This is a genomic window from Anthropogastromicrobium sp. (assembly GCF_037349415.1).
Classification (GTDB): Bacteria; Bacillota; Clostridia; order Lachnospirales; family Lachnospiraceae; genus Anthropogastromicrobium; species Anthropogastromicrobium aceti.
On the sequence record NZ_JAXWCK010000024.1, the window covers coordinates 1 to 14,678 of the forward strand.

Sequence of the window (14,678 nt, forward strand, 5' to 3'; positions counted from 1 at the left end):
GTTTAACGTCAGGCTCTCCAGACGACAGGATGTTTCATTTGATAGTTACAATGGTGTTACTGTTCACGGATCAGACAATGTTTATGGCAAAGCCCTGAGGCGAATGGCTTTCACGAAGCCGAACGTTGAAGCAGGACTTTCAAAGTAACATAAGATAATAAATAACGTAACAGGTGCCTGCGGAAAAGAGAGGCTGACGAAACCATTGCGCCGATGGGCTTTTTTCAACCCATCCGTGAACTGTAACACAATGATTATTACTATGATATTCATTGTCAGTCACGTTCTTCATCCGTCAACTGGCATTTTCCTTTAATTTCTCAATGTGCAAGTTCAAAGAATGTGATTTTTTCCCGATTTAATAGTATAAATTTTTTAATTAAATGTGCCTTTTATGCTGTTAGATCTGTTATATTCAGAAGATATAGACATTAAAGATTTAGAAAAATATTTCTTGGCTTCATCCCAGGGGCAAGTCCCTGGGTTTTTGCCTAAAAATTTTATAACGAACAACACATGACGCAATTGCCGCCACGCAAGTTGTTTGTATCATTTTATCATACGGAGGGATTTTATTATGCCAAAAAATAAGTTTCAAGATGTTATTTTCACAGCAATCATGGCGACCATTATGGTTTACGGAATGATCGTTTATAATGTTGCGCTCAATATGGGAGGTGTGAGAGGGGAAACCTTTATAGCAGCACTTCACGAGATGCCGATAATGGTTCCAATTGCATTCATTTTAGAATTTTTTGTAGTAGGGAAACTTGCTAGAATGCTTGCATTTACTGTTATGAGACCAGATGATCGTCCGCAGTTTATTACCTACGCAATTTCAATTTGTATTTGCTGTATCATGTGCCCGATAATGAGCCTGATCGCAACGATTCTTTTTAAGGATACAAAGGACTTCCCAACATGGGTACAGACCTGGGGCATGAATTTTCCGATGGCCATTTTGTATCAGATGTTTTATTGCGGCCCGCTAGTACGACTGATTTTCCGTGCAATTTTCAGAGAAAAGAAATAATACTACTATAGAAAAAGGAGCCTGTCATGGGTATGCATCAATTTTACGCATACTTATGGCAGGCTCTTATGTTTGAGTAAAAATATCACTAGATGAAAATGAAAAGTGTGATATACTGAGATTACAAAATTTTACGAAGCAGAAAGGATTGCACAAGTAGATGGAACCGCGTTTAATGGATGTGCTACAGGGAAAGGAAGATAATTATATTTTACCCTTTTTCTGGCAGCATGGAGAATCAAAGGAATTATTAGAAGAGGGAATGCAGCGAATTTATGATAGTGGTATAAAAGCTGTTTGCGTCGAATCACGTCCACACCCAGATTTTGTAGGAGAAGGCTGGTGGAGAGATTTGGATATAATTATGGCAAAGGCAAAGGAATTAAATATGCGTGTCTGGGTTTTAGATGATGCACACTTTCCTTCTGGCTTTTGCAACGGAAAAATTGCACCAGATTCGCCATATGGTAAAATATATTTGACACAGTATGGTGTTGATATTGTTGGACCAAAGCAGGGAAGAAGTGTGCTTATTATACTGGAACAAGGGGAAGAATTAGTTGCAGTGACGATGGGAAAACGTGATCGTGATAATCAGGATAGCCTGACAGAAGTAAAGGATTTGACAAGTCAGGTGTCGGATGGAAGAGTGTTTGTAGATGTGCCGAATGGACTTTGGTGTGTCAATGTAATAAAAACAACTCGAAAAGGAACTGGAAGAAAAAATTATATTAATACGATTGATCATGATGCTGTGCGTTATTTTATTGATCAGATATATGAGCCTCATTATGCACACTATAAAGATGATTTTGGAAAAACATTTGCAGGATTTTTCTCTGATGAGCCTGAAATCGGAAGCTTTGGCGGCGAATATGGTCATGATGCTAATATTGGAAAATTCAATATGAAGATGCCGTGGAGTCAGACATTGCATGAAAGACTAAAAGAACTGTGGGGATCTGAGTTTGCAGAAAATTTAATGGCACTTTGGACAACACCTGATAGAAATTCAAACGAAAATAAAAGTGGATTGTGTCGTATGCAGTTTGCTGATATTGCAGCTCGTTTATATGGAGAGAACTTCTGTGAACAGATTGGAGATTGGTGTCGTCAACATGGTGTGGAATATATTGGTCATGTAATTGAAGACGGAGGAATGCATGCACATATGGGAATTGGAGCAGGTCATTATTTTCATGCGCTTTGGGGGCAGGATATGGCTGGAATAGATGTTGTGCTTCAGCAGATTCGTCCAGGATTGGATGACTGCAAATTCCATAGTGTTGGAGGAAATCTTGGCTATCATGGCGAGTTATATCATTATGCACTTGCAAAACTGGCAGCATCTCTTGCACATATGGATTCTAAAAAAAAGGGAAGAGCGTTGTGTGAGGTATTTGGTGCATATGGATGGGCTGAGGGATTGAAACTTATGAAATGGCTGTTGGACCATATGCTTGTTAATGGTATCAACTATTTTGTTCCACATGCATTTTCAATGAAAGACTTTCCAGATCCGGATTGTCCGCCGCATTTTTATGCACGTGGAATGAATCCACAATTCCCGTATTTTAAAAATTTGATGGAATATTGTAATCGTGTCAGTCATTTGATTTCAAATGGAGTACATATTCCTGCTGTGGCAGTTGTATATCCAGCTGAACAGGAATGGGCAGGAGAATATCTTCCAGTAGAGGCAATTGGAAAGCAATTGCTTAGAAATCAGATTGATTATGAGATTTTGCCAACCGATGTACTGTTGACAATGACAGTAGTGGAAGGAAAGCTTAAATGGGAAAATGAGCAGGTTCCAGTGCTTATTTTATCAGGAAGCAGATGTATTACAAAAATGCTGGCAGATTGGCTTTGCAAGGCAGCCGAAAAAGGTCTCAAAATAGTTGTAGTAGGACAAAAACCACTTGCAATGGATAATAATGGTATTTTAAGAGAGTGGACTAGTCAGATAAAAGACAATTTGACAATTTGTGAACAGGAAGATTTAGCAGATATATTATATTCATTTGGAGTTGATGAAATTAAAACAAAAAAATATGAACCGTGGCTACGCTATTATCATTATAAGCATCAAAACGGAGAATTTTGGCTATTTATGAATCAGTCAGAGACGGAAGAAATTAACACATCACTTTGTTTTGAAGATGGGATGATGGATTCACACAAAATGGATAAAGAATGTATCTGTTGGTATCAGGCATGGGAAAATACTGTTGAACCTTGTGAATGGGATGAAAACAATGATTTAAGTTTGCAGCTTGTGCCAGGTGAGATGAAGGTTTTGTATATGGGTGATTGTACACCTTATGCTAAAATTCTCGCAGAAAAACAGGAGATAATGAAGTTGAAAAAAGCAACTGATTTGCAGACTGGAAAAATTGAGATTACGCCAGCTGCATGGAAACTTTGGATAAAAGAGACGGGAACAGAAAAATATGTTTTGCAGGAGAGAGAAAAAACTGGAGATTTCTGCCGCAAACATCCTTATTTTTGTGGAGTCATGCGATATGAAACAACTGTATTTTTACCAAAGGTTAAAAGTTGCGAGTTAAATCTTGGGGAAGTATATGAAACTGCACATGTGCTTGTTAATGAAAAGGAGGCAGGTGTAAGGGTAGCTTTGCCATATAGTTTTGAGATTGGTAAGTTGCTTCATGAAGGAGAAAATCGTATACTTGTAGAAGTCGCAAATACATTGGCAAATAGACAGAGAGATTTCTTCTCAATGACAATGCCAATAGAGCCATCTGGTTTAATTGGACCAGTAACACTAGATTATTTTTAAAAACTACATAGATCATTAGATGATCAGGAGAGGTATATATGTATTACACAACATTAGAGACTTATAAGAAAAAATATCAAAACAGGTCGTTAACACACGCATATAGTGCGAAAACAAAAGGGGAACATGAGGCATGGAAAAAGAGTTTACGTGACCGTTTAAGGGAAATTACTGGCATGAATAAATGTGTGTATTGTGAACCAGATGCACAATATCTGCGCACTGATCGCGTAAACGATTTGATTGCGGAATATTGGGTTATAAAAACTGAGCCTGAAATTGAGATGCCATTTTATTTGCTGCGTCCAGATCAGCAAAAACCAGATTTTGAAAAGAAAAAACATCCGATATTGATTGTTCCGCATGGACATGGTGGAGGAAAGGAAAGCACTATTCAATCTCAGACTGCATTTATTCGTGATGCACTCGAGGATGGTTTTTTGGTAGTTTGTCCAGATGAACGAGGAAGTGGTGATCGCAGAGAGTTTCCAGAGCAAGGAGACGAACCAGAGAAAATCCGTATGAATTCACATCGTGAACTACTTCAGGTTTGCATTGGATTTGGACAAAGTGTAATTGGAATGGCAGTTTGGGATTTGATGCGACTTGCAGATTATTTACTTGCACTTTCAGAAAGTAATGGCTTTTTAGCTTGTGCAGGTATGTCAGGAGGCGGACAGCAAACTGTATGGTTTTCTGCTATGGATGATCGGGTAAAGGCAGCGATTACAAGTGGATATTTCTATGGATTTAAAGAATCACTAATTGAACTTCCACAAAATTGTGCTTGTAATTTTATTCCACATATGTTTGAAACAGCAGATATGGGTGAATTAGGGGCATTGATTGCACCGCGTCCGTTCTTCGTGGAGAGTGGAGAAAAGGATGGACTAAATGGAAAATCAGGATTGAATAATGTTATCACACAATTAGACGTTACTCGTAAGGCATATCATATTTTTAATGAAAATGCATATCCAATTCACAGTATACATTCAGGTGGGCATCAGTGGGTTGGAACAGGAATGAGGACGTTCTTAATAAAAGCAATGGAAAAAGAACGAGCTAATATTATTTCAATCTAAGAAGATAATCAGGATAATTCATAAAAGAAGACCAGCGAGAACTCCCGCTGGTCTTTTTTAAACGCAAATTAGATATTTAACAGATCACTGTAAGCCTTTAAAGCACCGTCTGTTTCATGTGCAAGAACGCGCTTTGCAAGAACCTTTCCAAGCTGTACACCTTCCTGATCGAAGCTGTTTAAGTTCCATACGAATCCCTGGAACATGATCTTGTTCTCAAAGTGAGCAAGAAGTGCACCTAAGGAAGCAGGAGTCAGCTTATCACCGGTGATGATACTTGATGGACGATGTCCCTTGAAGTTCTTGTTTAAGTTGTCATCTTTCTTTCCGCAAGCGAATGCAACGATCTGAGCAGCAACGTTTGCGCACAGCTTCTGCTGGCTGGTGCTGTTTTCGATGTCAACATCAACACCTAACTGGCTGTTTCTAAAGCCAATGAACTGTAGCGGAACGATGTCAGAGCCCTGATGAAGCAGCTGATAGAAGGAATGCTGTCCATTTGTTCCTGGCTCACCAAAGATAACAGGACCGGTTGGGTAGTCAACTGGCTCACCGAAGCGGTTTACGGTCTTACCATTTGACTCCATGTCACACTGCTGTAAATGAGCAGGGAAACGGCTTAATGCCTGAGAGTACGGTAAAACAGCAGTAGCCGGATAACCCTGAACGTTTCTCTCGTAAATACCAATCAGTGCATCGAGCATATCTGGGTTCTGGAAGATGTTCTTGTTTGCTGCGAGCTTGTCTTCCTCGGCAGCACCGTCAAGCAGCTGTGCGAAAACTTCTGGTCCAAATGCAAGAGACAGGATTGCACCGCCAACACCAGAAACGGAAGAGTAACGTCCGCCGATGTAGTCATCCATGAAGATAGCAGTCAGATAAGAATCACTCTTTGCAAGAGGAGATGTCTCACTTGTAACAGCTAACATATGCTTGGATGGATTTAATCCAGCCTTTACAAGTGCGTCCTTTACGAATGCCTCATTAGTTAAAGTCTCAAGTGTTGTTCCAGACTTGGATACAACGATAAATAAGGAATGTGCAAGATCAACGCTTGCTAAAACTGCTGCTGCGTCATCTGGATCAACATTGCTGATGAACTTTGCTTCCATCTTGAAGGTGTTGTTTGCCTTTGCCCAGTTCTCAAGTGCGATATAAAGAGCACGAGGACCAAGATCACTTCCGCCGATACCGATCTGAACAACGGTGGTGAACTTCTCGCCATTTTCATTGGTGATCTCACCTGCGTGAACCTTGTTTGCAAAATCAGCTGCCTTCTTCTGCTGTGCTACATAAAACTCGCGCTTGTCAACGCCGTCTGCAACAACAGCCTTTCCAAGCTGTACACGAGCAAGGTGATGAAGAACCATACGGTTTTCTCCAGTGTTGATAACGGCACCGTTGTAAAGCTCCTCAAATTTTTCAGAAAGCTCAGCCTCGTTAGCCAGCTTTTCAAGAGCGGCAAGAACAGTCTCGTCAACCTCTTTTGCAGCGTAATTGTAGCATAATCCAGCTGCCATCGGTACGCTGTATTTTGCGACACGCTCAGCTCCGTTTTCTCCAGACATTGCCTTGGCGATATCGACATGATTTTTCAGTTTGGAAAGCTCGCCATAAGAAGCAAGTGTATCCAGATTTTTCCATGCTGCCATAATAAAATCCTCCTTATATAGGTGGCACCGTACATGACGCGTTGTATGTGGTCATGCCAAAGGCCATCTCCAAGACTGATTATACATAAAAACATCAAGGATTTCAACTTGCTTTTTACTTGCGTTTTTAATTTGTGTGTGATAAGCTGAGTGCAGAGACTGGCAGCAATCCAAGAAGATCGTACAGATAAAGATTGCTCTTGGTTTTATCGGAAATTGAAAGGGAGAAAAACAATGGAGGAGAGAAAAAAAGAAGTTCTTAGGGTGTATAACAGAAAGACGGTAAAAGGACAGTATCCGAATGGGTTAGCATATAGCGTACATCTGTCGGTAAAGGAAAATGAAGAGGAGTGTCCGCTGCACAACAATTATGGTTTGGTATTTCCAAAAGCATGGGTGAATGAGGATAATGTGATTGTACCAAGCTTTGTTGGCAATTTAAAAGTAGCAGCAGTAAAAAAGGATGGGGCAGTTACCTATTTAATTACGGGAGAAGACTGGAAATCTGATGGAAGTGTGAACAGCGAAAACAAGGGATCTTTTTGGAGTTGGAGCACAGCTGATTTTCTGACTTTTGACGAATGGGGGATTTGCTCAGGGGCACAGCTGTGTGAAAAAACAGGCTTGACGCTTGAGGCAATTCGAATGACCGATCAGATTGCAATACCGGATGAAATGGCACAATGTATAAAGCATCATTGGAATGCACTTCATGCAAAAAGGCAGATGACAGAGCCCAAATTAAAATTCCCACTTGCGCGGGGACTTGCTGATCCGGTGGTTTTGTTATGGAAGGATGACTATTATTTTATTGCAACGAACGACAATGAGAATGACATTGGTTTCTATGTGAGAAAAGCGCATGAGCTAGAGGATTTGTTTGCAAAAGATGTAAAGACGTATAAGATTTTGGATAAGGATACGGAAAATGGGTTTGTTCAGCTGTTTTGGGCACCGGAATTTCATGTGCTGAATGGAAGTTTGTATTTGCTGTTTACAGTCAGTGATTCTGAATGGAATCCGCAGTGCCATATTATGAAGTTAAAAGAAAATGGCGACATCTTAAATCTGAAAGATTGGGAAAAGCCAATCCGTGTAAGAAGGGCAAATGGAGGCCTTTTGTCAGAAAAAGGCATTAATATTGATATGACACCTGTAAAGTCGGGAGAACGCTATTTTTACGTGTGGTCTCATCGAAAGAACATTGGAACACCGCTTGATACAGGCTCGATGTTAATGATTGCCGAATTTGATCCAGTGCATCCAGAACGGCTGATTAGCGAACCTAAGTGCTTGTCCAGACCACTGTATGGCTTTGAAAATACGGAGCATACAATTAATAATGAAGGACCGTATGCATTTTATTACCATAACAAAATTTATTTGGCCTATTCGGGAGGCGATGCGAGAGGATACCTGTATGCAATCGGCATGTTGACGGCAAATGATGGAGATGATCTTTGTGATTTGTCTGTGTGGGAAAAAGCGAAGACACCGGTAGCTAGCTTTGCAACCATTCCAGGCGAGTATGGTCCGGGGCACAATTCATTTTTCTGGGATCGGGATCAAAATTTGTGGATCGCCTATCACGCGGTTACAAGCTTTGAGGAAAAGATTGTGTCAAGTGGAATGAGACGTGTCTATTTTGAACAGGATAAAACACCGAGATTTGATGTCATCGTTGAATAAGGAAACAATAAAAAGTGGAGGAGCGAATGAGCTTCTCCACTTTTTGTATGAAAAAATTAAATGCGTTTAAATACTGGCATCGAATCAAGCGGTGCGTCTGCGGTGATTATCTGGCCACCATTGTAAACCTTATGGTCTCTTGTATCTTCCCACTTTCCGGATGGCAGATAAACCTCACGCTCAAACTGATTTAAGTGGAAGATTGGAGCAACCAGGTAGTCGCTTCCAAACATGTACTGATCCTGCAGCTCCCAGCACTTTGAATCCTCTGGGAACTCATAGAACATTGTACGAATTAATGGAGAGCCGTTTGATGAAGCTTCTTCGTAGAGCTGCTTGATGTAATCATGCATCTCGATACGGATATCATAATATTTCTTCATGATGCGGTAATTTTCCTCACCGTAGCTCCATAGCTCATTTGGCTGTCCTGTATGAAGGTAGCCGCCGCCCCAGTCGCGTGTATCAAGCGGTGGAATGTTGTAAGGACCACGATCACCGTGCATACGAAGAACTGCGGAGTAAACAGCAAACTCATACCAGCGAATTAAAAGCTGCTGGAAATCTGGATCATTTACATCATCAGTCATGAAGCCGCCGACATCAGTTGTCCACCACGGGATTCCGGCAAGACCCATATTTAAGCCTGCCTGAAGTTGGTCATAGAATGCCTCAAAGGTACTAGGAACATCGCCAGACCATACAACATTGCCGTATTTTTGGCTGCCGGCCCATGCACAGCGAAGTAAATTAACAACAGTGCCGTCGCCAAGATCCTTCATGTTGTCATAGAAAACGCGGCTGTACAGCTGCGGATAAATATTAGAGCAGGAGAGAGCAGGACCTGCAATGTAGCGGTAATGGTCGAAATCGTATACACCGTAATCAGGCTCGGAGTTGTCAAGCCAGAATGCATCGATGCCAAAATCATAATAATTTTTCTTGCAGATTTCCCATACGTATTTTCTTGTTTCAGGATTAAATACATCAATCTCAACACAGTCACCCTGATAGTCGTAAGTTTGTGCTGCACCGCGCTCAGTGCGGATCAAAAGACCGCGATCCATCATTGGCTGGAAGTTTTCGCTCTTTCTGTCAACTGATGGCCATACAGAAACTATTACCTTAATGCCCATGGAGTGGAGTTCATCTACCATTGCCTTAGGATCAGGCCAGTAGGTGGTATCAAATTTCCAGTCACCCTGAACAGTCCAGTGGAAGAAGTCGATTACGATCTGGTCAATATGGATGCCTTCCTTCTGGTACTGACGTGCAACGCTAAGAACTTCATCCTGTGTGCGGTAACGAAGCTTGCACTGCCAAAGTCCCATACGGTCCTCAGGAAACATCGGTGCGCGTCCTGTCACGGCTGTATAATTTTCCAAAATCTGCTTTGGTCCGTCAGCAACTGTAAGCCAATAATCCATCTGCTTGGTGGAACGTGCAGTCCATTCAGTATAGTTCTTTCCGAATGTAACCTGTCCGACAGCTGGATTGTTCCACAGCATACCATAGCCGAGATTTGATACAGCAAAAGGAACACTTATCTGGGAATTTCTCTGAGCAAGCTCAAGGGTACATCCCTTTAGATCCATATATGGCTGCTGATATTGTCCCATACCGAAGATCTTCTCACCGTCATTGCTGTCAAATTTCAGATTCAGACTGAATTCGCTTCCGCCGATGATGCCCTTCCACTCGCGGTTTACAGTTTTTAAGCAGCGGCTTTCGCGGCTTAATGTGCCATCGTAGCTGCGATAATACTCGCGTAAAAACTGTCTGCCGTCACGGTAAAATGTGATAACACCTGCAAAGTTAACAACTGCGCATATGCGTCCATTTGTGATAGAGGCAGACTCACGCTTATCAATAGTGCCGTCACCAACCCAGTGGTCAACTTCGTGACACTCAACCTCAGCATGTGAGCTCTCTGGTGTTTCTGTAAGTGCCCAATCTTGATTTGATAATTCTGGAAGCATGGTTGCACGAACACGAAGAGAATTTTTGCCCCACGGCTCAATACGAAGCATTTCGCCGCCGTTTCTGGCTATTAGAACGCCATTTGCTGTTTCAAATTGCATAAAAAACCTCCTTATAAATAGTGCGATAAGTATCGCAAATTTCTTCTGATTGTATTATACTAACAAAAGAAAGAAAATACTTGACCATTTTTCACAGATTCTGACACAAAATTGATTTTACAGTTCACACGTTGTGTGCGATTTTGCGAATGAGCGTCTTGTGAACTGCAACAAAGGAGGAGAAACATATGAACCAACTAGAATTTGCTCGTATTCATGAAATGCAGTTTCACGGAGACATTCGATTTCATCTGCGTCTTCATGAAATGACAAAGGAACCTCTCTGGCCAGAGCCAGTACCGCCGCATTGGCATGAGGAGTATGAATTTCTGGTGATTACAAGAGGTACTGGAACGGCTTGTCTTAATACAAGAACAATGCATATTGAGCCTGGGGATATTTTATTTATTAATGCTGGGATTGTACACTCCTTTAGGGGAGATGAAAAAAATCCACTGGCTTTTTATGCGCTTGATTTTGGAAGAGAGCTTATAAGCAGCTATGGCAATGATGACATTCAGCAAAAATATATCAGCCGTCAGGCAAATGGTGAGCTTATTTTCAGAGACCATTTCAAAAAGGATGATGCTATGTGGCCGCATATCGAAGAACCGCTTGAAGAAATACGTGCTCTTTGCAGCCAGGAAATGGCAAAAAATGAGCTGCTGATTAAATCAAATCTGCTTCGTATATGGCATTATCTGTGCTTGGATGCAGAAGCAACGTCATTTACTCTAAAGAAAAAGGATGATGAACGAGTGCGTATGATCAAGCAGATTTTGCAGTATATACAGGAAAATTATGCAAGGAATTTAACTTTGTGTGGCCTTGCAGCATATTTCCATATGAGTGAGGGACAGTTTTGCCGTTTCTTTAAATCACAGATAGGAATGACTGCAATTGAGTATTTAAATTATTATCGTATCGGTGTGGCTTGTGACATGTTAAAGGATGGCATTTTGCCAATCAGTGAGATTGCGACAGAATGCGGCTACAATAACATTAGCTACTTCAACAGGACATTTAGGAGGTACATGCACTGTACACCAGGAGAGTATCAGAAACGGTAATTGAGACTAATATTTTGGAAATAAGTATTGAGAGGAAGAAAAAAATGAAAAACATAAAAAGTAAATTTAAAGCATTACTTGATTGTTTGGGAAAAGTCCGTTTTTTGACTATGTATTACTGGATTTTAGCGATTACGATTCTTTTATTTGTGGGATCGTTGTCAGTAACAAATGCAATTGCCAAGAAGGGTGTAAAGAGAGAATATCAGGAGTATAATGAATCACTGTTTAAGCAGGCACAGGCAGAGATGGAGCGAAGCATTCAGGAATTGATTCAAATTGCGTATAATATTATGTCAGACAGAGAGGTAAATGCATATCTGAATACAAAATCATTGAGTGAGAGAAGCAGGCTTTTGGAAGAGGTGATTCGTCCGGAGTTCAGCAGCATTCAGGCGATTAAAAGCAGCATTGAGACTATTTCTCTGTATGATGGAGATGGAAAGCTAGTCGCAAATATGGGTACTTTCTATAAAGATATGATTCCAGAGACAACAGAGGATGCTATTACCTTTTCAAGCTTGATTCAAATTGGAACGAAACGCTATTTTGGTATTTCAATCCCTCTGTATAATATTAATAAGACACAGATTAAGGGACGATGTGGAGAATGCTTTATTTTGATAAATATGTTATATCTTGATGAAATGCTTGAAGGTCGTCTTCCAACGAGTGATTCCAGCTTTGTATTAAAAGGCGGAGATAATCAGGTTATGGTGCAAAGAGGTTTGGTGGCTGATACTTCTATAAATGGATCTGGTGAAAATGAAGAATTTGATCGAGGATGGAGCATTTATAAGGGGGGAATTAAAAAAACAAGCTGGGATTTGATTCTTAGTGTTCCAAATCATACACTGTATCAAAATTTAAACTATATGCAGCGAATAAATGGCATTACTTATGTGATTATAGGATTGCTGTTACTGTTATTTTTTGTTGTGATCTATGTGAGTATTCTTCGCCCAATACGTGAGCAGACATTGTTTATGAATTATTATGCAAAAAACAGAAAAAGCCGTATGGAAGTAAAATCACATAATGAAATGGGAATTTTGGCAGAAAATCTTAATGCAATGCTTGATGATATTGACATGTTGACAGAGGAAAATTTAAAAAGCAAGGAGCAGGTGCTAGAAGCCAATTACCAAAAGAAACAATCGGAGCTGTTGGCATACCGCAATCAAATTAATCCGCATTTTATGCATAATACATTTGAATGCATCAGAGGAATGGCACTTTTGTATGAGGTTCCGGATATAGCAGAGATTTCTGAAGCATTGTCTCGCTTTTTCTCTTATAATGTGCGAGGAAAGGGCTATGCAACGATTCGTGAAATTGCAGATCATATTCATGATTATGCATCAATTATTGGGTATCGTTTTATGAACAAATATACTATTTCAATTGAAATTGAAGAGGATGTGATGGAGCAGTGCATGCCAAAAATGATTATACAGCCATTAGTTGAGAATGCTGTATTTCATGGATTAGAGCCAAAGGAAGAAAGCGGAACAGTCGGTGTTTTTGTGGGAAAGGAAAAAGAGCGGCTTGCCATTCGTGTGTGGGACAGCGGATGCGGTATGGATGAAAAAGAGCTGGAAACGCTTAAAAATAAGCTTAAGGAATTTGACAGGACGAGTCTTCTTCCTATGCAAAAGCATGGAATTGGTATGGTCAATATTTATCGAAGACTTAGGCTGTTTTATTCAGATCAGTTAGAATTTAATGTAACAAGTAAAAAAGGCGAAGGAACGAGGATAGAGATTCTTGTTCCGCTTGACAGGAAAATGGAAGGAGAGGAACATGTATCAGGTATACTTGATTGATGATGAGCCATGGGTGCTGATAGGGTTAGAACGCCTTATTTCATGGGAGGAATATGGATTTTGTGTAGTGGGAAAATCGACATCAAGCAAGGAGGCATGGGGTCAGATTACACAGTTAAAGCCAGATGTAGTGGTTACTGACATTCGTATGCCAGGTTTAAATGGACTAGATTTGCTTGGAAAGATACGGGAAGAAAATTTAAATACAAAGGTAGTGCTTGTGAGCGGTTTTGCTGAATTTGAGTATGCGCGTATTGCAATTCGGGATGGCGCATTTGAATATTTAGTCAAGCCAGTGAGTAAGGATCAGCTGTCAGATTGCATGAAGCGGCTTAGTAAGGAGTTAACAGCTCTGAAAGCAGAAACAGATACCCTAGCGGTGTCGGAAATGATCGATATGATCTCCAAATATAAAAACGCAAGCAGTGCATGGGCATTTCTTTGTGATATGCATAAGGCAAAGATCAACAAGCGACGCTTTTATATGGCTTGTCTGTATCGCTTTGAAGATGATCAGAAATTGATTTGCGCAAAAAATATTTCAGAGACGGTATTTGATGCAAGTATTGTTCCGATTGCAAAAAATGAATTGTTTGCTGTAATTGGAAGTGATTTTTGCGAACTGCCACAGTATCATGCAAAGCGTATTCTTGATTATGTTCAAAAAATGTGTGATGCATCTTCAACTTTAATTTTCTGTGGATGCAGCCAGATTTATGAGGAAGAAATTCAAGTATATAAAATGTTTGGACGAGCAAAGAATGCCTGTGACAGTGCGCAATTTGTAAATCTGGAGATGATGGTAGATCACAAGGAAGTTGAGTGGGAAGGAAAAAATGAACTGCTTCGTCAGATAAGGTATCAAAAAAGCAGTATATCAGAATCAATTGAAGCACTTGAGCATTTAGTGATTTCGGGAGAAATTTTGATTGATGAGCTGTGGAAGTATTTTGTACAGATGAACCGCATCTATGCAGAGTCACAAAATGGAAAGTATATAGATGAGCGAGAGTGTGAGAGTGCTGAGGAGCTTCTTGTGGAGTACAAAAATGCTAGTATGTTTTTTGGAATGCTGAAAAATAAATTAGTTTTTGATGAAGCTGCTAAGCTTATGGAGCAAATTCGTGAATATATTGACTGCCACTATATGGAAAATCTTACTGCGGCGGCGCTGGGAAACGAGATTGGTATCAGTCAGGGCTATTTAAGCCAGCTAATTAAGAAAGAGACTGGAAAAACGTATTCAGAACTGATCCAACAAAAGAAATTGGAAAAAGCAAAGGAGCTGCTGCGATATTCAGAAAAGACAGTGGGAGAGATTGCACAGGAGACGGGATATTCAGATTATTATTATTTTACAAAGACATTTAAACGCCTGACTAAAATGACACCTAGCGAGTACCGCAAAAAGTATGGATTGTAAAAAATCACAGTTCTTA

9 protein-coding genes are annotated in these 14,678 nt (G+C 40.3%); 7 read left to right on the forward strand and 2 right to left on the reverse strand.

The window, feature by feature from the left end; all coding sequences use genetic code 11:
* Positions 1-577: 577 nt before the first annotated feature.
* The 3 genes from WJP93_RS03555 (at position 578) to WJP93_RS03565 (ending at position 4,921) form a co-directional block, all read left to right on the forward strand.
* A complete protein-coding gene (locus WJP93_RS03555; protein WP_308732460.1) occupies positions 578-1,033 on the forward strand; it encodes a DUF2798 domain-containing protein in 456 nt (151 codons plus the stop codon).
* Positions 1,034-1,193: 160 nt separating this feature from the next.
* Positions 1,194-3,836: a hypothetical protein gene (locus WJP93_RS03560; protein ID WP_308732459.1), complete on the forward strand. Its 2,643-nt coding sequence runs from the start codon at positions 1,194-1,196 to the stop codon at positions 3,834-3,836.
* Between the two features lie 38 nt (positions 3,837-3,874).
* On the forward strand, positions 3,875-4,921 hold the full coding sequence (locus tag WJP93_RS03565; RefSeq protein WP_308732458.1) for a hypothetical protein: 1,047 nt from the start codon (positions 3,875-3,877) through the stop codon (positions 4,919-4,921).
* A gap of 68 nt (positions 4,922-4,989) precedes the next feature.
* On the opposite strand, the gene WJP93_RS03570 is transcribed toward WJP93_RS03565, so the two are convergent.
* Positions 4,990-6,573, reverse strand: a complete 1,584-nt coding sequence (locus WJP93_RS03570; protein ID WP_337546927.1) for a glucose-6-phosphate isomerase — start codon at positions 6,571-6,573, stop codon at positions 4,990-4,992.
* A 234-nt stretch (positions 6,574-6,807) separates the two neighbouring features.
* On the opposite strand from WJP93_RS03570, the gene WJP93_RS03575 reads away from it, so the two are divergent.
* Positions 6,808-8,262, forward strand: coding sequence for a family 43 glycosylhydrolase (locus WJP93_RS03575; RefSeq protein ID WP_337546928.1), 1,455 nt, complete (start codon positions 6,808-6,810; stop codon positions 8,260-8,262).
* A gap of 56 nt (positions 8,263-8,318) precedes the next feature.
* Here the strand turns inward: WJP93_RS03575 and WJP93_RS03580 are convergent, their stop codons facing one another.
* On the reverse strand, positions 8,319-10,343 hold the full coding sequence (locus tag WJP93_RS03580) for a TIM-barrel domain-containing protein (protein WP_337546929.1): 2,025 nt from the start codon (positions 10,341-10,343) through the stop codon (positions 8,319-8,321).
* 188 nt (positions 10,344-10,531) lie between these two features.
* Here WJP93_RS03580 and WJP93_RS03585 point away from each other — a divergent pair, with 188 nt between their 5' ends.
* From WJP93_RS03585 to WJP93_RS03595, 3 genes are read left to right on the forward strand one after another with little or no spacing between them, the layout of a single operon-like run.
* The gene (locus WJP93_RS03585; RefSeq protein ID WP_337546931.1) at positions 10,532-11,413 is read left to right on the forward strand and encodes an AraC family transcriptional regulator; all 882 of its coding nucleotides are present in this window, start codon (positions 10,532-10,534) and stop codon (positions 11,411-11,413) included.
* 44 nt (positions 11,414-11,457) lie between these two features.
* Positions 11,458-13,239 carry a histidine kinase gene (locus WJP93_RS03590; RefSeq protein ID WP_337546934.1) on the forward strand — a complete coding sequence of 594 codons (1,782 nt, stop codon included), beginning with the start codon at positions 11,458-11,460 and terminating at the stop codon, positions 13,237-13,239.
* Positions 13,217-14,662 carry a response regulator gene (locus WJP93_RS03595; protein WP_337546936.1) on the forward strand — a complete coding sequence of 482 codons (1,446 nt, stop codon included), beginning with the start codon at positions 13,217-13,219 and terminating at the stop codon, positions 14,660-14,662. Before WJP93_RS03590 ends, WJP93_RS03595 begins: the two co-directional genes overlap by 23 nt.
* The last annotated feature ends 16 nt before the right edge of the window (positions 14,663-14,678 follow it).